Annotated in this window: 2 protein-coding genes (1 of these 2 running past the window's edge); one reads left to right on the forward strand and one right to left on the reverse strand. The window is 66.1% G+C overall.

The window, feature by feature from the left end:
* Positions 1 to 969, forward strand: coding sequence for a DNA polymerase domain-containing protein (locus ADBZ9O_RS01370; protein ID WP_526527693.1), 969 nt, complete (start codon positions 1 to 3; stop codon positions 967 to 969).
* Here the strand turns inward: ADBZ9O_RS01370 and ADBZ9O_RS01375 are convergent.
* Positions 966 to 23,606, reverse strand: partial view of a non-ribosomal peptide synthase/polyketide synthase gene (locus tag ADBZ9O_RS01375; RefSeq protein WP_526527694.1) — the 3' portion only. 117 nt of this gene lie beyond the right edge of the window; 22,641 of the gene's 22,758 nt are visible here — the last part of the coding sequence; the start codon falls outside the window, past its right edge — the gene reads right to left on this strand; the stop codon is at positions 966 to 968. The genes ADBZ9O_RS01370 and ADBZ9O_RS01375 overlap by 4 nt on opposite strands.

A 23,606-nucleotide genomic window follows, 5' to 3' on the forward strand; every position in this document is an offset into this window, starting at 1 on the left:
GTGGCTACCAGCGAGGAACGAGACGGCGTCGTCTTGACCAATCTCGACCAGCCGCTGAGCCACGACGCCGGGGCCACCAAACGCGACCTCGTGGACTACCTGGACGCGGTCGCCGACGCGATACTGCCCGGTCTCGCCGGTCGCCCGCTGACCGTGCTGCGGGCGTTGCGCGGGCGGGCACCGTTCATGCAGAAGAACGTGCCGAAATACACCCCGGACTGGGTGCGTACCGCGACGATCTGGGCGGAGGCATCCAAGCGGGAGGTGCACTACGCACTGTGCGACGATCGCCGGACCCTGCTCTGGTTGGCCAATCAGCGCGCCATCGAATACCACCCGGCGCTCGGCCTGGCCGAGAACATCCACCGGCCGACGCACCTCGTTCTCGACCTGGACCCGCCCGCTGACGATGACTTCTCCGCCGTGGTGGCCGTCGCACACCTCGTGCACCAGGCGCTGACCGATAGTGGGTTGGCCGGTGCGGTGAAAACCAGCGGCGCCAAGGGCGTGCACATCTTTGTGCCGATCGACGACCACTCACCCGGTGACGCCGACGCGGTTGGAGACGCAGCGGCGGCTACCCGCGCGCTCGCCGCTCGCACCGAGGCGATCAACCCGGACCTGGCAACCACGGCGTTCATCATCGAGGATCGGGCCGGGAAGGTTTTCGTGGATTCCACCCGGGCCGGCGGTGCGACGATCGCGGCGCCGTATAGCCCACGGCTGCGGCCGGGCACACCGGTGTCCTTCCCGCTGGCCTGGTCCGATCTGGACCGCGTCACCCCCGGTGACTTCACCGTGCACACCGCGATCGCCGCTCTTGCCGGTGGCGACCCGTGGGCGGCGATGATGCCGCCACCGCAGCGCCTGCCGGATGACCTGATCGCGCAGGGTCACACCATCCCGGCCGCTCGCGTGGCAGCCATGCACGAGGGGAAACGACGGGCCCGTCGAGCCGAACGCGACTAGCGGGTCAGTTCGTCGGCGATCAACGGACCGAGTCGGTCGAGGATCGCCGGATCCATTAGCTCGGAATGGCGGCAGTCCAGCGCCACCACCCGCAACCGCCCGCCGATGTGATCGCGCCAGCCGTGCGAGGCGACCCCGGCCAGATCCATCTCCAGCGTGGTGGCATCGACAAAGAAGACGTCGCCGTCGTAGCGGCCGTAGTCCGCATCCGCGGTGAAACGTTCTGCCGCCACATAGTTTTCGATCACCAGAGCGATCTGGGCGTCGTCGAGGATGGCGATGGCGTCACCGCTGGTGCGCACCAGCGTGACGGCCTGGTCCACGGTGACCCTGGCATCGGGGTCCACCGGGAAGCCCATTTCGCGCAGCAGCCCACCCAGGACCGCGGCGGGGTCGAATTCACCCTGCTCCTCGGGTCTGACCACATCCGTGCGCGCGTCGAGCATTCCGACGAAGTCCACCTTGCGTCCGGCGTTGGCGAGTTTCTGGGCGACCAACAGTGCCATCGAGCCACCAAATGACCAGCCCAGCAAGCGAATCGGACCTATCGGCGCCACCGCGGCAACCGTGTCAGCGTAGTCGGCGGCCAACTCCGCGATGGTCTGCGGCAGAGGCGCCCCGACAAACAGCGGGGACTGCAGGCCATAGATCGGAATAGTTTCTGGCAGATAGCGTTTCAACCCGGCGAATTGCCAGCTCAGACCACTGGCCGGAGGCAGACAGAACAGCGGCGGCTCGGTCCCGGACGCCCGCAGCGGCAAGACGATCGCCAGGCTGCCGGCCCCGTGGCCGGTCGCATCCGTGGTGAGCGCATCGGCCACCTCGCCGACTGTCGGTGCCACGATCAGGTTGGCCACCGGCATCTCGACGCCGAGCTCGCGCCGGATCAGGGCGGCCAACCGGACCAGTAGCAGGGAATGCCCGCCGAGGGCGAAGAAATCGTCGTCAATACTGGTGACGCCCACACCGAGGACCTCAGAGAACAACTCGCACAGCCGTTTCTGTGTTTTGGTGACCGCAGGGCGACCGTTGCCTGCAGTGATCTCCGGTTCAGGAAGCGCGTTCCGGTCCAGCTTCCCACTGGGGGTCAACGGGAACACCGGTACCTCGACGAAGGCCGACGGCACCATGTGGATCGGGAGAGCTGCCGCCGCATGTTCACGAAGTGACCGCTGCACCGGACCAGCAGGCACGTAGTAGGCCACCAACCGGTCGGCGCGCACCACCACCCGTGCCGATGCCACCGCTGGATGAGTGGCCAAAACTGTCTCGATTTCACCGGGCTCGATCCGCACACCGCGCAGCTTGATCTGATCGTCGGTTCGACCCAGGTATTCCAGCTGCCCATCCTGGCGCCACCGGACCAGATCCCCGGTGCGGTACATCCGGGCACCCGCCGTGAACGGATCAGCGATAAATGCTTGTGCCGTCTGCCCGTATCGGTGTAGATAGCCGTCGGCCAATTGCACGCCGGCCAGATACAACTCACCGGGGGCGCCCGCGGGTACCGGGTTGAGATAACCGTCGAGGACGTAGGCCCGCACATTCCAGCCCGGCAGACCCAGTGCCACCGGACCGCCGTCCGCGGTCCACCCGAGCACATCCACCGACGCCTCTGTGGGACCGTACAGATTGTGCAGAGGTACGTGGGCAAAGGCCCCGGCGAACCGCGCCGCCACCTCCGATGACAGAGCTTCGCCGCCGACGGTGACCCGGGTCAGGGATGCGCACGCCGTCGACCGCGGATCGTCGAGGAAGAGTTCCAGCATCGATGGGACGAAGTCCACCGCGGTCACCTGTTCCGAGACAATGGTTTCCGCGAGATAACCGGGCTCGCGGTGCCCACCCGGGCGGGCGATCACCAGTGCCGCCCCGACGCTCAACGGCCAGAACACCTCCCATACCGAGGTGTCGAAGCTGATCGGCGTCTTGACCAGCATCCGGTCGTCGGCCGCCAACGGGTAGGCGTCCTGCAACCAGGCGATCCGGTTCACGATGCCCGCGTGGGGTACCGCCACGCCCTTGGGTCGACCGGTCGAACCGGAGGTGTACAGCACGTACGCCCATGACGCGGGATCGACGTCGCGATGAGGCGGCTCCGGCGGTGCGGAATGGGCCGATCGCACCACGGCCGCCTCGTCGAGCACTGTGGTCGGCGCAGCATCAGAAATCATGTACGCCAACCGATCCTGCGGATAATCCGGGTCCAGCGGCAAGAAGGCCGCCCCCGATTTTGCGACCGCGACCAGGGCCACGATCAGCTCGATCGACCGGGGTAGGGACACCCCGACGACCGCGCCCGGGCCGGCCCCGCCCGTGCGGAGATCCGCAGCCAGCCGGTCGGACCAGCCATCCAGTTCGGCATAGCTCAGCTCGCGCCGCTCGTACACCACCGCGGGGGCATCCGGGGTCAGACGGGCCTGCCGAGAAACCAATGCCGCCAGAGTGATTGGGGCAACGTGATGTTCTGTCCCGTTACGGTCCGCGATCAGCGTGTCATACTCGCCGGTGGCCAGGACGTCGATGGCTCCGATTGCGACCGACGCATCGGCGGCCACTCGGCCTAGCATCCTCACCAGTCGTTGCGCGAGCGTGCGCACCGTGGACTCGTCGAACAGGTCGGCGCTGTATTCGGCCATGATGCCGGCCCGCCCATCGCCGCGATCGTCGATCAGTGTGAAACCGAGATCGAACATCGCCGCGGTCACCGGTGGTTCTGACCACTCGGTGGGGAGTCCGAACATGGCTTCGCCTTCACCATCTGGTGCACCTTGTCGCAGGTGGTAGCCGATGAAGACGCCGAACAGCGGATTGCGGCCTGCGACCCGTGGCGGGTTCAAGTCCTCTACCAGTCGCTCGAACGGGAGTTCCTGGTGCGCGAATGCCGCAAGATCGGCCGACCGGACCCGGGTCAAAAGTCCGGCAAATGACGGGTTACCCGATAGGTCGGTGCGGAGGACAACGGTGTTGACGAAAAAGCCGATCACATCGTTCAGTGCGGCTTCGTCGCGCCCTGCGACCGGCGTGCCGACCACGATATCGTCGCCCGCGCCGAGTCGATGCAAGAGCACCGCGGTGACTGCATGCAGCACCATCAGCATGCTGACCTGATGCTGCGCGGCCAGGGTCTGCAGTGCTGCAACGGTTTCCGACGGTAGGTCAATACCGATGGTGCCACCGGCACCGCTGGGCCTGGTCGGTCGCGGTCGGTCGGTCGGCAGGGTCATCTCGTCGGGTGCACCCGCCAGCTCCGCACGCCAGAACTGCAGTTGCTGATCGCCGACGTGTGCGAGCAGGTTCCGCTGCCACAGCGTGTAATCGGCGTACTGAACTGTCAAGGCCGGCAGAGCATCTCCTGTTCCTGCGAGCCGCATCTGATAGGCCTGGTTGAGGTCGGCGAAGAACGGTGCGTCCGACCATTCGTCGGTGGCGATGTGATGAAGAAGCAGCACCACTGTGTGGTCATCGACGCCGGTTCTAATCACAGTGCAGCGCAGCGGGATCTCCGTGCTCAGATCGAACCGGTACCTCACCGCGGCGGCCACCTCGGTGGGGAGCTGCGCTGGATCGGAAGAGATCACCGCCATCGGCGGGCGCGTGCCGACGGCAAGGATCTGCTGGAACGGGATGCCTTCCATGCCCGGGTCTTCGGCGAACACTGTCCGCAGCGATTCGTGGCGGTCCACGACGTCACCGATCGCGTGACCTACAGCGTCGAGATTCAGCGGCCCTCGAACCCGGAACACCAGTGGATAGTTGTATGCCGCAGCGGTTTCGCCGAGCCGGTCCAGGATCAACAGGCGTTCCTGGGCGGGTGATGTCGGTACCCGCTCAGGTCGTCTGCCAGCCGCCACCAATTCGGGCCGCGCAACCAGTTCCGCGGCGGGCTGGGATTCCAGTCGACGCGCCAACCCGCCAACTGTGGGGGCATCGAACACATCACGCAGCGAGATCTCCACACCCAAGCGCGCACGGATCCCGTTGATCAACCGGATACTCAGTAGCGAGTGCCCACCCAGGTCGAAGAAGTCGTCGTCCACACCCACATCGCCGCCATCGAGGATGTCGGCGAACAGTTCACACAGCGCTTCCTCCGTCGCCGACGTCGGCGGCCGGCCGGCACTGCGGCGGCTGGCCGCGTCGACCTCCGGGAGCGCCTTGATGTTCAGCTTGCCGTTATCGGTCAGCGGCAGTTCATCGAGCACTGCGAAGGCTGACGGCACCATATAGGCAGGCAGCACACCCTTGAGATAGGACCGCACCTCGGCGATCAATTCCTCGGCCCCACCGCCAGCTGCGGGCACGAGATAGCCGACCAGTCGATGCGAGCCCGAGGTGTTCGGGTCCGGCCGGGCGATCACCGCCGCCTGCGTGATCGACGGGTGAGCTGTGGCCGCCGCTTGGATATCGCCGAGCTCGACCCGGTAGCCGCGGATCTTCACCTGATCGTCGGTACGACCGAGGAATTCGAGGTTGCCGTCGGGTCGGCGGAGCACCAGATCACCGGTCCGGTACATCCGGGCACCGCCGCATCCGCCGAACGGGTCGGCGATGAACCGACCGGCGCTGAGCGCAGGTTGACCTAGGTAGCCCCGGGCCAGACCGGCCCCCGCGATGTACAGCTCACCTGCGGTGCCATCGGGTACCGGCCGCAGCCAGTTGTCGAGAATGTGTGCGCGGGTATTCCAGATCGGCTGACCCACCGTGGGCATCGCACTGTCATCGGTGCCGCCACCGAGAGTGTTGATGGTGTACTCGGTGGGACCGTACAAGTTGTAGCCGTAGCTGGTATCGCTGTCGCGCAGTCGATTCCACACCGTCGCCGAGACAGCTTCACCACCGAGTAACACCAGGACAGGCGGATACCCATCCGCATCGAGCAGGCCCTCTTCGAACAGCAGACCGGCATACGTCGGTGTCACGTTGATGACGTCGATGCGGTGCTGGTGGCAATAGCGCGCCGACGCGGTGGCGTCCTTGCGCAGCTCCTCGTCGCAGATGTGGACCTCGTGGCCCTCGATCAGCCACAGCAGTTCTTCCCACGACATATCGAACGAGAACGACACGGTGTGCGCAATCCGCAAGCGGCGCCCACCCGCCTTGGCGATCGCCGGGGCGAAAATCGCCTCCCGGTGATTGAGATGCATATTGGTCAGACCCCGGTGAGGGGTGACGACACCCTTGGGCTTGCCTGTCGATCCCGACGTGTAGATCACGTATGCCGGATCATCCAGGTTCGGGGAATAGCCATCCCACTCCGACCGTGCCTCACCGAGTACCGCCAAGGTGTCCGGGGTATCGAGGGTGATCACCGGACACGACGAAGGGGTCACCTCAGCGATCCGGGTTGCGACCGTTGTCGTCGTCAACAGGCAGACTGGCTGGGCATCGGCGAGCATGACCGCCAACCGGTCGTCGGGATAATCCAGCTCCAACGGGAGGTAGGCAGCGCCCGCGCGCAGGACCGCGAACAGGGCGACCACCGCATCGATCGAGCGCGGGATAGCAAGTGCCACCGTTTGTTCGGGGCCGATCCCACGGTCGCGCAACACCCAGGCGAGGCGGTTGACCCGCATATCCAGTTGTCGATAGTCGATGCTGTCGGTACCGCAGACCAACGCCGTCAGGGCCGCCGACTCTCCGGTGCGCTGGGCCAGCAGGTCCATCACCGTGGCCGGGGGCAACGTGTGGCTGGTTGATTCTGCCTGGGCCATCAACGCGGTGTTCTCGGCAGGCAGCAGCACCGGAATTGCCGCGAGGGTCTCCGGCTGATCGGCGATCTCCAGGATCACCTGCTGCAGCCGATCCAGCAGCCGCTGTGCGTAGGCGCGGTCGACGACATCGGGTCGGTATTCCAACTTGACCCACAGCCTGCGGCCCGGGGATGCCACCCAGGTCAGCGGATAGTGGGAGGCATCGATCGAATCATGACCGGAGATACCGTATTCGGTCTCCATATCGGTGAACGTGTCATCGTCGAGGAAGTTCTGCAGCACATAGAGGTTGTCGAACAGCGGGCTGCTCCCCGAAAGCGTGCCGCCCTCCCCCTTGCCGTCGCCCTTGCCCAGCGCGCGTTGAATTTCCCCCAAGCCCAGATACTCGTGATCCATCAGCGCGAGCCGGTCGGACTGCACCGCCCGCATGGTCTCACCGACCGAGCGATTCGGTGCGAGTCGGACTCGCGTCGGCACGGTATTGAGGAACAGCCCGATGACCGCGTCGATACCGTCGAGATCGGTCGGGCGGCCCGCGACGGTCGAGCCGAATACCACGTCCTGGCTGCCGGTTTCATAGCCAAGGACCATCGCCAGCCCGGTGCCGATCAGCGCGTTGAGTGTGACGCCGGCTTCGCGGGCGGTCGTGGTGAGCCGCGTGGTCTGCTGTTCGGTCAGGGTGAAATCCAGCCGCAGCGCCAAGGTGGGTTCGGTGCCTACCGCAGCCGGTACCAACAGGGTCGGCGCGACCAGATCATTCAGGGCGGTGGCCCACTGGTCGGCCGACGCAGCCCGATCCTGTTGAGCGAGCCAGCGCAGATAATCGGTGAAATGCGCCGTCGGTTCGGGCAGGTCAGCGACGGAACCGTCTCTGGCCGCGGCATATTCGGCGAAAAGCTCGCGCAGCAGCTGCTCACGCGACCAGCCATCCAACAAGAGGAAGTGGTAGCTGAAGATCAGCCGGTCACCGTCGGCGGTCCTGATGATCGTCAACCGCGCCAACGGCGGCGCATCGAGATCGAACGTGCGCAGTCGATCAGCCGCGGTGATCTCGGCGATCCGCTGCGCAGTGTCCTCTTGCGATAGCTCCGCCAGTTCGATCAGCTCGGGCTCGCAGACGGGACCCGCGACGATGGCGGCCACCGGCTGCGGCAGATCATCGGCCAGGAAGGCGGATCTCAATACCGGATTGCGTTTCAGCACAGCGGAATACGCTGTGCGCAGGGCGGCGGTGTCGATCGGGTCGACGAAATCGAACACGTTCTGGACGATGTACACCGCGGCCTCGGCGTAGCGGGCCTGGAAGTACACCCCCTCCTGCAGTGGCGACAGCGGCCAAATATCCTCGACTCCAGGCAGTACCGCCGTGATGCGGTCGATCTGCGGCTGGGACAGTTCCACGAGCGACAGATCCGACGGGGTCAGCGCATTGGTCGCAGACTCGCCAGCGAGTGAGTGGCCAAGCTGCCCGAATTCGCGGAGCACCGCCGTCCAGTGCTCAGCGAGATCGGATACAGAGTCCCCGATGAGTTCACCATCTGCGAAGGTCAGCGTCGCGCGCAGCACCGGGCCGTCGGCGGTCTCATCGCAGATGGCGTTGATCTCCAACAGATACGGGGTACCGAGGTCAGGATCCGGACCGACCCGAAGAGCGTCGACTTCGGGTGCGCAATCCCAATCGCTGCTGCCGCCGGCGGCCCACCGGCCCAGGTAGTTGAACAGCAGCTGCGGAGCAGGCAGTCGGCCGAGTGCGGCCGCGGTCCGCGGATTGCAGTAACGCAGCTGACCGAACCCGAGGCCGCCGTCCCGAACCGAGCGCAGCCGTTCCTTGACCTCCTTGAGGACGACGATGTGGTCGCCGCTAACTGCGGCGGGCAGGCGTACCGGGGCGATCGCCGTGAACCAACCCACCGTCCGGGACAGGTCGAATGCCTCACCCCATCCGTCGCGGCCGTGCCGTTCCAGGTCGAGAACCAGTGGTACATCGGCTGTTCCGGTCTGTGTTGCGCGCCAACGCCCGACGGCCATGTGCAACGCGGCGACCAGTGTCTCGGTGATATCGGCATTGGCCAGCGCGGGGACCGTCGTCAGCAGGGGCACCGTCTCGTCAACGGTCAGCCGGACCTCGTGATCACGCGTCGCTGCGACCGTCAGACCGACGGTGTTGGCCTGCGGATCGAGCTCACCGCCGGGTGCGAGGGTGGACGTCCAGTGCTCAAACTCCGTCAACCGCGCGGCCTGCTGGGCATGTTCGTTCACCGCACGCGCGTACGACCGGATCGAGGTGGGAACCGGCATCAGCGCGGGACGGTGTCCGCCGTGGACCTGGCGGTATGCCTCGTTCAGGTCGTCGATGAGGATCCGCCACGACACCCCGTCGACGGCGAGGTGGTGTATGACCAGGAGTAACCGACCCTGACGATCAGGGCCGCGGTCGAACCACACCGCCGCCACAAGCGCACCCGCATCGGGATCGAGTCGGTCTGCAGCGGCATCGGACTGCGCCCCGATCGCGTCCCGCAGCTCGTCGTCGGTGAAGGCCGTCGCATCCACCGTGTGGACCGAAACAGTTTGCCCGCTGGCGGTTTCCAGCGACCAGAGCATTGGCGCCGGACGGTGCAGTCGCAGGTTCAGCGCATCGTGGCGCTGCACGACGGCGTTGATCGCCGCCTCCAGGTGGTCCCGGGTAGCACCCGCCGGGGAGAGCAGCAGCTCACTTTGGTTGAACCGCGTCACGGCACCACCGAGTTCGGCGAGACGTTGGACGATCGGGGTGAGCATGACCTCGCCGTGGTCTGGGCCGGGATCGTCGGTCGCAACCGGGATCGGGGCGCTGGCGCCGACGGCGTCGGCCAGGGCTGCCGCGGTACGGCAGACGAACACCTGCTGGGGCGTGATCCGGATGCCTTGGCGGCGGGCCCGGTTGACCAGCTGGATGGCGACGATGCTGTCCCCACCCATGGTGAAGAAGTCGTCATCGACGCCGACTGCGGTGCGCAGGATCTCCGTGCACAGGGCGGCCAGTTGCTTCGCGGTTCCGCCTTGCTGTCCTGCAGCGGCGGGCCCGGTTGGGGGTGTCAGGGTTGCTTCCGGTGCCGGGGAGGGTGCGGGTAATGCATCGCGGTCGAGTTTGCCGTTCACCGTCAGCGGCAATGCGTCCAGCACCACCAATGCCGACGGCACCATATAGTCCGGCAGCCGGTCCCCCAGTTGGGTTCGGACCTCGGCGATATCGATCGCGCCCTGCCCCACCAGATAGCCGACCAGCCGGCTGCGTCCGGTGTCGTCCTGCCTGACGGCGGCCGCGACGTTGACGATGCCAGGCAGCGCGGCCATGACGGATTCCACCTCGCCCAGCTCGATGCGATATCCGCGCACCTTGACCTGCTGGTCCGACCGGCCCACATAAACCAGCTCACCGGTCTCGGTCCACATCGCGGTATCGCCGCTGCGGTAGAGCCGCTCACCGTCGGCATCGAAGGGATTCGCGATGAATCGGCTCGCCGTCAGACCGGGCCTGCCGATGTAACCGCGCGCGATCTGCCCGCCCGCGATGTACATCTCGCCGACGACGCCAGTCGGAACCGGCTGCAGCGAGCTGTCAAGCAGGTGGATCCGCAGCCCCGGCAGGGCACCGCCGATCCCGGCGCCCCCATCGGCGGAGTCCAGCGGTCGCTGCGAGACATGCACGCAGGTCTCGGTGATGCCATACATGTTGATCAACAAGGGTGAATCCGCCTGGTGACGCTGATACCAACCCGCGAGACGGCCGGCGTCCAATGCCTCGCCGCCGAAGATCACGTACCGCAGTGACTGCGGACGGTGCCCGCGCCGATCCGCCTCGATCAACGGGTAGAACGCCGATGGCGTCTGGTTCAGCACCGTCACCCGCTCGGTGGACAACAGTTCCGCAAACCGGTCCGGGTCGCGGGCCACCACCTGCTCGACGATCACCAACCGGCCGCCGTGTAGCAGCGGACCCCACAGCTCCCACACCGAGAAATCGAAGGCCGCGGAGTGGAACATTGTCCAGACGTCATCGGGACCGAAGTCGAAAGACTCAGCTGCACCGGCAAACAACGCCGCCACATTGCGATGGGTGACCGCCACTCCCTTGGGTAGACCCGTCGAACCCGAGGTGTAGATGACGTAGGCAGAACTATCGGCCGACAGCTCAACCGCAACCGGCTCGCGGGCCTGGTCGACCGCGGCGCCGAGGATCACCGCCGTGGTGGCTGCCGGGACGGCGACTCCGGCGAGCCGATCGGCCCGGTCGAGCAGGACGCAGACCGGTGCCGAGTCGGTCACGATGTGCTGCAGGCGTGCGGTCGGCGAATCGATATCCAACGGCACATACGTTCCGCCGGCCTTGATCACGGCGAGCAGACCGACGATCAGGTCGATCGAGCGCGGAAGTGCCACGGCGACGCGCGATTCCGGGCGCACCCCGAGATCGACGAGGCTGGCCGCCACGGCGGAAGCCCGCCGGTCGAGTTCGGCGTAGGTCAGCCGGTCCTGGCCACAGGTGACTGCGACACGATCGGCAAACGCGCGCGCCGTCGCGGTGAAGGAGTCGACCAGCGTCCGATCAGGACCGGGCCGGGATTCGGTATTCGCGATGAGTTTGCGTTCGGCGGCGGTACGCAGGTCGATGGCGCTGACCGCGATATCGGGCTGCTCGATAAATGCCGCAAGGATGCGTTCGATCCGCTCGGCGAACCGGTCGGCCTGTTCGGCGGACACCACACCGGCGTCGTATTTGATCTCCACGGTGAGCTGTTCGTCGAGATAGGCCACGAAGGACACCGGGTAGTGCGGCGAATCGGTGCCGGTAAACCCTTGATAGGACAGCGCTCTGGGATGATCGGGCAGCTCGGCGGCGATGGTCGGGAAGTTCTCGACGACCACCATGGTGTCGAAGAGCGCGCGGACCCCGGCGAGGCGGGCCAGTTCGCCCAACCCGATGTGGTGTGCGTCCAGCACGGCGCTCTGCTGGTCTTGCAGGTCGGCCAGCACGGTGGCGAGCGGGGTCTGCGGTTCCCATGCCATCGGCACCGGAATGGTGTTGATCAGCAGACCGACAATGGATTCGGTGCCGGCCAGTTCGCCGCCGCGGCCGGAGACCGTCGAACCGAAGACCACGTGTTGCCGGTCGAGCAGCCTGCCGAGGAGCAGCCCCCACGCGCCGTGCAGGACGGTGCCCAGTGTGACTCCCCGCTCACGGGCGATCTGCGTCAACGCCCCGGTGAGACTGGCGGACATCCGGCGAACCGAGCTGCGATGCTCGCCGACGGAGCGATCGGTATCGGCCGGGAACAGTGTGGTGGTGTCCACACCGGCCAGCGCCGCCGACCAGGCCTGCCGCGCGGCGTCCGCGTCGCCATGCCCGACCGCTTCGATGTGGTCGTGCAGCGTCACGGTCAGCGGGTCCGGGCCTGTGCCCGCTCCGAGACCTGCGTTGTAGTGGGCGACGATATCCCCGAAGATCACCGGATAGGACCAGCCGTCGGCGACGATATGGTGCATCGTCTGGATGAGCCGGTGTTCTGTCTCGCTCAACGACACCAGGGCGTAGCGGACCAGCGGTGGGACAGCTAGGTCGAAGGGTCGTGACAGTTGCTGGCGGGCAACAGTTTCCAGGTCCCCAACAACCAGCTCGAATTCGGCTGGCACGTCGGCCCAGATCACCTGCGCCAGCCGGCCGTCCTGCAGTTCACGGAAACTGGCGCGCAGCGCCTGATGGCGGCGCAGCACCTCGCTGACACTGGTCCGCAGCGCATCAACGTCGACCGGACCGGACAGTTCGGCGATCTGCTGCACCCGATAGGTGTCATGGACATCGCCTGAGCTATCGCCGAGTGCGGCATGGAAGTACATGCCCTGCTGTAGTGGCAGCAGCGGTAACACGTCCTCGATGGTTGCGGACTGTTGCCACTCGTCCAGGTCGGCCTGGGTGAGGTTGATCAAGGGGAAATCCGACGGGGTGGGCCCGGCCAGGACGTCGCATCGGGTCAGCGCTGTCAGCGCATCAGCCCAAAGCGTCGCGAGCTCATCAATGTCATCGGCGCCCAGCAGCCCGCCGGGCCAGGACAGCGTCATCCTCAGGGTGGTGCCACCGGGGCCGTCTTGCGCCAGGGCGTTGATCTCCAGCGCTGCAGCGGGATTGGTGGGGTCGACGCCCTCGCGCAGGGCGCCGATATCCGCCACCGGCTCCCAGTCGCGGCCACTGCCGCCGGAGAACCGGCCCAGGTAGTTGAACAGGATCTGCGGCGCCGCGCCCTTGATCGTCTGGGGATCGCCCAGGTATCGCAACACCCCATAGCCGAGACCGCGGTTCGGGATGCTCCGCAGCTGCTCTTTCACCGACTTCACGGCCGTTGCCAACGCCGCACCCGAGTTCAGCACCTCCGTCCACGCCAGCACCCCGGGGTCGACACGGACCGGATAGATCGCGGTGAACCAGCCGATGGTGCGGGACAGGTCGAGATGGCCAGGCACCAGATCGGCCTCCCGGCCGTGGCCCTCCAGATTCACCATCATCGCGGTGCTGTCGTGGTATCCGCGATCAGCACGCCACTGCGCCAACGCCAGCGACAGCCCGGTCAGCAACACATCGTTGACACCACCGTTGATGGCTGCGGGAACTGCCGAGAGCAATGCCGAACTGACGTCCGGTGGCAACGAAAAGCTCTGACTTTGAACGGTATCCGCCGTATCCCGAGTCGGATCGAGCGGCCGGGTGCCGAGGTCGGGATCGACGGTCGACAGCACCCGGTTCCAGTGCTCGCCTTCGGTATCGAAACCTACCGCGGTGATGGTGTTCGCCCAGGTTTTGAACGATGTCGGGACCTGGTCGAGGTGTGCGCCCGTCCAGGCTCGGGCCAGGTCGTCGGTGAGGATGCGCCAGGAAACTCCATCGATGACCAGATGGTGGATGACCAGCAGCAGTTGACCGGCGGCACCGGGGGTGTCATACCAGATCGCGCGGACCATGCCGCCGTCGTGCGGGGTCAGCTCCGCCGCTGCGGACGCTGTCGCCGCGGCGATGTTCTCAGAGGTGAGTGCGACGGTGCGGGTGCTCAGCACGCAGCGGGTAGCGGCGTCCATCGGCGGGACGATGAGCGTCCAGCCCTCGGCGGTGGCCTCGAGCCGGGCACGCAACATATCGTGGGTGTCCAGCACGGACTGCAGTACCGATTCCAATTGGTCGCTGCTGATTCCGGCCGGGGTGGCCAGCACCATCGCCTGATGGAAATTCGCCAGCGGGGTCTGAGCCTGTGCCGTCTCGGCCAGCATCGGTGTCGCTGCGATCACCCCGACGCCGCTGTCCGGTTCGGCAGGCACAGCGGGTTGGGCATCGGTAGTGGTGGCTGCCGCCAGCGCCGCCACGGTACGGCGACGGAACACATCACGCGGCGTGATGTGCAGGCCGGCTTTACGGGCTTTCCCCGATACCGCGATCGAGGAGATGCTGTCACCGCCGAGGGTGAAGAAATCGTCGTCGACGCCGACCTGGGGCAGGCCGAGGACGTCAGTGAAGATGCTGAGCAACAACCGCTCTCGATCGTCACGCGGATCCCGCGACGGACCAACGGCCGGTGCGATCGGTTCGGGTAGCGCGCGGGTGTCGAGCTTGCCGTTGACGGTCAACGGGATGGCATCGACGAAACCGTAGAGCGCGGGCACCATATAGTCGGGCAGGGTCTGGCCCAGCGCCGCCCGGAATTCGGCGGCGAGTGCGGCCGGGTCGACTGCCTCGTGATCGGCATCAGTGGCATCTCGCCCGGACACTACGTAGCCAACGAGCTGCTTGGTCGAAGCCGTTCGGCCGGGCCGTGCGATAGCCACGGCCTGCCGCACTCCAGGGAGGTCAGATAGTGCCGCGGCGACTTCACCCAGTTCCACCCGATATCCGCGGATTTTCACCTGATCATCGCTGCGCCCGAAGAAGTCCAGGATCCCGCAGTTATCGGAGCTGAATCCTTTGCGCAGCGCGACCAGATCGCCGGTGCGGTACATCCGGCCACCGGGGGTGAAGGGGTCGGCGACAAAACGGTCGGCGGTCAGTCCCGGCCGGTCCAGATAACCGCGGGCCAACCCGGCACCGGCGATGTACAGCTCACCGATCACACCGTCGCCGACCGGCCGCAGCCACGAATCCAGCACGTAGGCACGGGTATTCCAGATCGGCTGGCCGACCGTGGGGGTGGCGCTGTCCTCGGTGCCGGCCCCCAGCGTGTTGATCGTGTACTCGGTCGGGCCGTACAGGTTGTACCCCGTGCTGCCCGGGGTTTCCCGCAGTCGGCGCCACACGTCGTCGGAGACGGCTTCACCGCCAAGCAGCACCAGCGTCGGGGTATGCCCGCCTGAGTTGAGCAGCCCCTGTTCGAACAGGTGGTGTGCATAGCTGGGCGTGACATTGATGACATCGACCAGATGCTCGCGGCAGTAGGACACCAATGTCGTTGCATCTCTGCGCAATTCTTCATCGCAGATGTGCACCTCATGGCCCTCGACGAGCCACAGCAGCTCCTCCCACGACATGTCGAAGGAGAACGAGACGGTGTGCGCAACCCGCATCCGCCGGCCACCGGCCTTGGCGATGGCCGGGTCGAAGATCGCAGTACGGTGGTTCAACTGCATGTTGGTCAAACCTCGATAGGGCGTCACTACACCCTTCGGCCGACCCGTGGAGCCCGACGTGAAGATGACATATGCCGGGTGGTCAAGTCGTTGCGGTCCAATACTTTTCGCGAAATCGCCGAGCTCCGCATCAGATAGCCCGGACGGCGACTGACCGGCCAGTGACTCCATGACGGCAGGCTCGTCAAGGGTGAGCACCGCAGCGCCACGCCGCTGCTGGTGCTCGGCCAACTCCGCGCTGGTGCCGTGGCATACCAGAAGCACCGGCCGCGCATCGTCGAGCATTCCGGTCAGTCGGGCCAGCGGGTAATCGCTCTCCAGCGGCAGATACGCGGCACCGGTGCGCAGCACCGCGAACAGTGCCACCACCATGTCGATGGAGCGCGGCAGCGCCAAGGCGATGATCTGCTCGGGTCCTGCACCGGCTATCAACAACTCTCGGGCCAACCGGTTGATCCGGCCGTCCAGTTCGGCGTAGGTCAGCCGGATCGTTCCGAAGACGAGCGCCACATCGTCGGGGCAGAGCTGCGCGCGACCGGCGAGGAGATCGGCGATGGTGTCCTCGCCGATCGGGTGCTCAGCCGCCTGCCATCGCATCGATCGGGCCGCCCGCTCGGTGTCGAGCGCCAGGTCGAGATCCCCAACGGCCGCATCCGGGGCCGTCAGCAGCGTGTCGACAGCGAGGCACATCCGCGCCACCATGGCGGCAGCGGTATCGGCGTCAATGACGTCCGGCCGGTATTCGAGCTTGATGCCCAGCCGCTCTCCCGGCGTCAACACCCAGGTCAGCGGGTAGTGGGTGGTATCGACGAAATCGACCCCGACAATGCCCTGTTCGCGTTCGAAGTCGGTGAAGGTGTCATCGTCGAGGAAGTTCTGCAGGACGTACAGGGTGTCGAAAAGTGGTTGATAGCCGGTCCCGCGGGTGATATCGCCCAGCCCGACATACTCATGCGCCATCAGATCAAGCCGAAAATCCTCAACCCGCCGCAGCAGATCGGCGACAGGTTCTGCGGGCGATGTGTCGACCCGAACCGGCACGGTGTTGAGGAACTGGCCGATGACATTTTCGATACCGGGCAGCTCCGGCGGGCGGCCGGCGACCGTGGTACCGAATACGACGTCCGTGCTCCCGGTTTCATAACCGAGTACCAGACCCAGCGCAGTGGTCAGCACTGTGTTGGCGGTGGTCGGCTGGGTACGGGTATGTGCAACAAGCCGTGCGGTGGTCTCCGCCGACAGTTCGCCGTAGGTCCGCTGCGGCAGCATCGGCTCCCGACCCGCCGCGTCCGGGGCCACCAGGGTGGCCTCGGGTAGTCCGGCCAATGCCTCTGCCCACGCCCGCGTTGACCCGGCCTGGTCTTGGGCCGCCACCCATCGGAGATAGTCGAGGTAACTGCTGCGCGCTGGTGGCAGTGCGCCCCGGATACCACCGGAGTTGTACAGCGCAAACAATTCTCGCAATACCAGCTCGCGGGACCAGCCGTCCCACAGCAGGAAGTGGCAGGTGAGCAGCAGCCGGTCACCACGATCGGGTAGTCGGATGATGGTCATCCGCACCAAGGGTGGCATCCGCAGGTCGAACTGCTCCTGGCTGTCAGCATGCATCACCTCGGCGAGGCGGGCGGCTGCCGCATCCGCGGATAGGTCGGCGAGGTCGATCACCGTGACCTTGGCCGGCACGAACCGGCCGACGTATTGCACCGGACGGGGCAGGTCGGCACTGGTGAAACCTGCGCGCAGATTGTCGTGCCGGCTCAGCAGCGCACCGAACGCAGTGCGCATGGCATCGACATCGAGATGCCGGTCGAAATCGAAGATGTTCTGCGCCAGATAGGTGTTGACGTCATCGGTGAAGGTGGATTGGAAGTAGACGCCCTCCTGCAACGGGGACAGCGGCCAGACGTCCTGCACCTCGACCGGACAGTCGGCCATGACGCGGGCCAGTTCGTCATCGGTCAACCCGTGCCAGGCAGCCGGCTCGGGGCTCTCTTGTGTCGGTGCCTGCGGCATGCGTGAGGCAAGCGCGTCTTCCAGCACCTTGGGGGTGCGCAACGCAAACAGGTCCCTGGTCTGCAGTGCCACGTCGGAGCCGGCGAGCCGGTTGACCACCCGCAGAGCCAGCAAGCTGTCACCACCGAGCGCGAAGAAATCGTCGTCGATACCGATCGACGTATCCGGGTCCAGGCCGAGGACCGCCTCGAAGGTCCGACAGATCAGCGCCTCCCGGTCGGTGCGGGCGCCCGCCCGCGAGATCGAGAGAACGGGATCGGGCAACGCTCCACGGTCACGTTTACCGTTGGGCGACAACGGGATGGCGGAGATCTCGGTGACGGTGGCCGGCACCAGGTGCGCAGGCAGTCGATCAGCGAGGGCGGCGCGCAGTGCGGCGGGGTCGAGCTGTGCTCCCGGCCGGGTGACGACATAGGAGTCCAGGCGCGCGGTCCCCTGCGCACTGTGACGGACGGCGACGACGGCTTCGGCGATATCGGCCATGTCCGCCAGTGCGCTCTCGATCTCGCCGAGTTCGATCCGGAACCCGTTGATCTTGACCTGGTCATCGGCCCGCCCGACGAATTCCACGGCCCAGTCCGGAGTCCAACGCGCACGATCACCGGTCCGGTAGAGCCGTGCACCGGAGCCGCCGAACGGGTCAGCAATGAAACGGGCGGCGGTGTTGGCGCTTTGGCCGAGGTAACCCAGCGCGAGTTGAGCACCACCGACATAGATTTCACCGATCGCACCGGGCGCAACCGGCGCCAGATCGGGTCCCAGCAGATAGATGCGCGTACCCGGCACCGGATGCCCAAGTGTCACCGGTCCAGCGTTGGACACGTTACCGGTCAGAACGTCACCGGCGACTTCCGACGAACCATAGGAGTTCACGATCTCGGCCTCGGGTGACACGTGCCGCAGTGCGGCGGCTGTCGCGGAATCCAATGCTTCGCCGCTGCAGATCCAACGGCGAACCGAGCCCAGCTGTCCTGGCGCCACTTCGGCCATCGCGGCTGCCAGGCTGGGGACAACCAGCAGTTGCGCGGCGGACACCTCAGCTGTCAAGGCGGCGAGCGCCGCGCCATCCTTGGCCGTATCTTCGTCGGCGACCACCGTGGTGGCGCCCGCGACCAGAGCACCGAGAAGCTCGGTGGTGCCGTCGATGAAGCTCATCGAACTCTTCGCGATCCGGATATCGGCTTGGTCATGCGACCACAGATCCGCGGCCCACTTGAGCCGGTTGGCCAGCGCGGCATGGGTTCCCACCGTCGCCTTGGGGCGTCCGGTACTGCCGGAGGTGTATACGACTGACGCAGCGTCACCGGGTTCGGCGGAAAGGTTCGGCCGGGGGTCAGCACTGTCATCGATCCGTACCGTCGGCACCTTATGCGGTGGCAGCACCCGGCCGTCAGTGATGATCGCGCGGGGCCGCGCATCGTCGAGCATGAACGAGATGCGGGCGGGCGGGTACCCCGGGTCGATGGGGAGGTATGCCGCGCCGGTTCGTAACACTGCCAGCAAGGCGACCGCCAGATCAGAGGTGCGGCCGGTGGCCACCGCGACGATATCGCCCCGACCTACGCCGGCCGCCACCAGCGCGCCGGCCAACCGCCCGGCACGGTCATCGAGTTCGGCGTACGTCAATTGTTCGCCGGCGGCCACCAGTGCCACCGTGGTCGGAATGCGGCGGACCTGTGCGGCGAACAGCTCGATGACGGTGCCGGTCCAGCCCGGTGCACCGGCACCCGCTGCCAGCACCGCACCGCGCTGGTCCTCGGTGAGGAGTTCGATATCGCTGCAACGTGTTTCCGCGGACTGGGCAACGGTGGCCAGGATCCGCTGGTAGAGCCCGAGGATCTGCTCGGCCGTCGGCGTATCGATAATCGACCGGTCGTGCGTCAACGCGATGGTGAACTGCTCAGCCGGTTTCACCATCAACGTCACGGGATAGTGCGGCGCTTCGATGACATCGATGGATTCGACCCGGACGGCGGAGCCGGGATCCTGTGCGGCCGGGTAGTTCTCGATGACGATGAGGGTGTCGAAAAGCTCCGTCACCCCGATACCCTGCTGGATATCGGTGAGCGCGACATGGTGGTAGTCGAATAGTGCGGACTGCGCGTCAGCGAAGCGCCGAACTACTGCCTCGATGGATTCGGTTGGCGCCCAGCGGGTTCGGGCTGGGACGGTGTTGATCAGCAAACCGACCATATCGTCGATACCCGCGACGTCGGTCCCGCGTCCGGAGACGGTGGAACCGAAGACCACATCCATCTCGCCGGTCAACCGGCCCACGGCGATTCCCCATGCGGCACCGATGACGGCGCTGAGTGTGACGCCGTGCGCGCGCGCCCATCCGGCGATACCGTCGGCTACCTCAGCGGGTAGGTCGTTGCTCACCTTGCCGAATCCAGAACCGAGGATCTGGTTGGGCGGCAACGCATTTGCCAACCTCGTGGGTTCGCCGACGCCAGCCAGCTCGGCTCGCCAGGCATCGATGGCGGCATCCACCGGGGCGGTGGCGATCCACTCCAGGTAGTCGCGGTAGCGGGGCGGGCTGGGCAGTGCTGATGGAGTGGATGCGGCGTCATCGTGTAAGGCCAGCAGTTCCCGCAGCACGATGGGTACCGACCAGCCGTCGGCAACGAGGTGGTGCACGGTCTGGATCAGGACATGCCGCTCGGCGCCGAGCCGCAGCAGCGCATACCGCATCAGCGGTGGATCGGCCAGGTCGAACGGTCGGCTCCGCTGCTCTTCGGCGAGCACGGCGACCCGCTGCCGGGCCGACTCGGGGTCCACCTGGCTGACATCCTCATACCGCCACGGCATCTGCGGCGCAGGCCCGATGACCGCGACGATATCCCCGTCGCCGACGGCACGGAACGCGGAGCCAAGATGGCGGTGCCGATGAAGGAGTTGATCGGCTGCGACCCGCAGCCGATCCGGGTCGACGGGACCGGTCAACTCGACGATCTGCTGCACCACATAGGGATCGGTATCGGCGTAGGTCGAATGGAAGTAGATGCCGGTCTGCAGGGGCGACAGTGGCAGCAGGTCGACGATATCGTTCCCGCCCAGGCCATCGATATCGGGCTGGGCGACGGCGATCATCGGGAAATCCGACGGGGTCGGTCCGCTGACCGCCGGACTGGCCGCGATGGCGTTCAACGTGTCCACCCACAGCGCCGCGAGCGCAGCCATCTGGTCGCGATCCAGGACGGCCGACGGCCAGCTGAAGGTGGCCTCCAGGCGTGTCCCCGTGCCGGTTTCAACAGCGACAGAATTGACTTCGATGGCCCGCTGTAGAGGCATCCGCGGATCCCGGTCCTCAGCCACGCCGGCTCCGGTCAGCGACCACGACCCGTCGCCCGCGGCGGCAAACCGGCCGAGGTAGTTGAACAACACCTGCGGGCTGACCGCCAGATCCGGTCTGGACCGGTCGGAAAGGTAGCGCAGTGCACCGTAACTCAGCCCGTTGCGGGGTACAGCGCGCAACTGTTCCTTGACGGCTTTCACTGCCGCACCCAGGTCTGCGGCACCCAGGTCTGCGGTGCCTGGGTCGACGGATACCGGGAACAAGGTGGTGAACCACCCGAGGGTCCGGGTGAGGTCGAGGTGCTCGCCGTCGGCGCCGAGGTACTGCGCTTCGCGGCCATGTCCCTCCAGCTCAAGGAGCACGCCAGAGGTGGTATCGCCGCGCCAGGTGGCCAACGCCAGCGCCAGTGCCGTCACCAGTGCGTCGTTCACACCGCCGCGGATCGCGGCAGGTACCGGACCCAGCAGCCGTGCGGTGACATCTTCGTCGAGTCGCACCACCAGGTTCGCCTCCGTCGCCACCACATCGAGGGCCGGATCGAGCGGCCTGCTGCCGATCAACGGATCGGCGCCGGCCTCATCTGCGACGCACAACCAGTGCTCTTCGTCGGTGGCGAACTCGCCGCGGTCCACCGCCGAGTGCAACTGCGTCGACCACTCCCGAAAGGGGGTGTCGGCCTTGGCCAGCGAAATCGCCGCGCCTGCCTCCAGCTCCGCCCAGGCACCCGAAAGATCATCGGCAAGCAGCCTCAAGGACACGCCGTCGATGACGATGTGGTGGACCATCAGCACCAGACGTCCCGGCTGGTCCGCTCCGGCGTCGAGCCAGACTGCCTCGAACATCCGTCCCACACTCGGATCGAGCCGGGTTACCGCCCTGGCTTGTTCCTCGGCGCTGCGTAGATCGATATCCCCGACGGCCTCGACCCGGGTCAGCACGGCGGCGGCGGTGACCGACCCGCTGGGGAGCACCATCAGACCTCCTGGGTCCGACTCACTCAAGCGCGCCCGCAGGACGTCATGGCAATCCAGCAGCGCATCGATCATCGTGGTCAGCGCCGGCATCGTCAGCTCGGCCGGTGTTCGCAGGATGACCGATTGATAGAACCCGTCCAGACCGTTACCCACCTCGGCCAGCCACGCCAGGATCGGCGTGGCAGCCACCTCGCCGGTCGGGTTGATCGGATCTGATTGGGGGGCAGAAACTTCGGTCACCGCGGTGGCCAATGCCGCAGGCGTGCGCAGCGAGAAGATATCGCGCGGGCGCAATTGCAGCCCGAGCTTGCGGGCTCGGCTGATCAGGCCCATCGCGACGATGCTGTCGCCACCGTTGGCGAAGAAGTCAGTATCGGTACCGATATTCACCACCCCGAGCAGGTCAGCGAAGATCTCGCAGATCGACTGCACCAGTGGATCGGTCGGCGCCTGTACCTCGGCCTGGGCTTCGACCGGTGGTGCGGGTAGCGCGCGCCTGTCCACCTTGCCGTTGGCGGTGACCGGAAACTCACTGAGCACCAGTATGGCGCTAGGGACCATGTGTTCGGGCAGTCTCGCGGCACACCAGGTGCGCAATTCATCGGGATCGGCGTCGGTATTGGATATCACGTATCCGGTCAATTGTGCTCCGCCGGAGGGGGTCTGGCGTAGGACCACTGCCGCATGGCGGACCAACGGATGGGCCGCCAGCGTGACCTCGATTTCTTCCAGTTCTACCCGCATGCCACGGATTTTGACCTGGTTATCGGCCCGGCCGAGGAATTCCAGTACCCCGTCGGCCGTCCAGCGGGCGAGATCGCCGGTGCGGTACATCCGCGATCCGTCGTCGTCGAAGGGATTGGCGACGAAGCGTGCGCCGGTGAGTCCTGGGGCATGAATGTAGCCGCGGCCCAACAGGAATCCGGCGGCATACAACTCGCCGCCGGTGCCCACCGGCGCGGGCCGCAGATCGTCGTCGAGTACGTAGAGCTGGGTATGCGGGTTGGGTCGGCCTATCGATGTCTCGATGCGCTCCGCGCTATCGCGGTAGATGACGTGCGAAACACCGATGGTGGCCTCGGCGGGGCCGTAGCCGTGATAGAGCGTGGTGCTCAGCTGGGTCCGGAATCGGTCGAACAGCGCCGGTGTCAGGACCTCACCACCGCACCAGACATGTTTGAGCCCCGCCAATGGACTGGTCGCTGTGCCGTTTTCGGAGGCGAGGTCAAGAAGCACGTCGAGCATGGACGACACCAGGTAGACAAACGTGACCTTCTGCGTGGCGATCAGGTCGAGGAGGTACTGCGGGTCACGCTCACCACCGGGTTCGGCAACCACCACGTATCCGCCGCATACCAGTGGTAGCAGAATCTCGTTGATCGAAATATCAAAGGACAGCGGTGCTTTGAACAGCGAGGCGTCACCAGGGCCGAAGCCGAGAATCTCCTCCACCTGCCAGTTCAGCCGTTCGCAGATGGCTTCATGGCGAATCATCGCACCCTTGGGTTTACCGGTCGAGCCCGAGGTGAAGATGACGTAGGCCAACTGGGTTGCGTCGATATCGGTCGGCGGTGCGGACACCGACTGTTCCCCAAAACCCCAGTTCTGCAGATCGAGTTCGATCGGGTTCGGATCGGCGGGTGCCGCTCCGCCGGGCGCGACGATGATGGCCGTCGCCCTGGTCTCGGCGAGAACCTGCTGCCTGCGTTGTGCCGGCCACTGCGGATCGACCGGCACAAACGCACCGCCGGCCGCCAGGATGGCCATCACTGCCACCACCATGTCCGCCGAGCGGGGCAGAGCGATGGCGATCATCTGTTCGTGTGTGACGCCGTCGCCCTGCAGATGGTGGGCCAATTGATAGGCGCGGGAGGCCAATTCACGGTAGGTCAGTCGGGTGTCGCCTGCGACCACCGCCAGTGCGTCGGGCGTCAACTGGGCCTGCCGGGCAAAAGCCTCGGGGACCGTCGTCGTGGTTGTCGGCCAGCTCTGATT

The organism is Mycobacterium sp. (assembly GCF_965229105.1).
In the GTDB taxonomy this organism is placed as follows: Bacteria; Actinomycetota; Actinomycetes; order Mycobacteriales; family Mycobacteriaceae; genus Mycobacterium.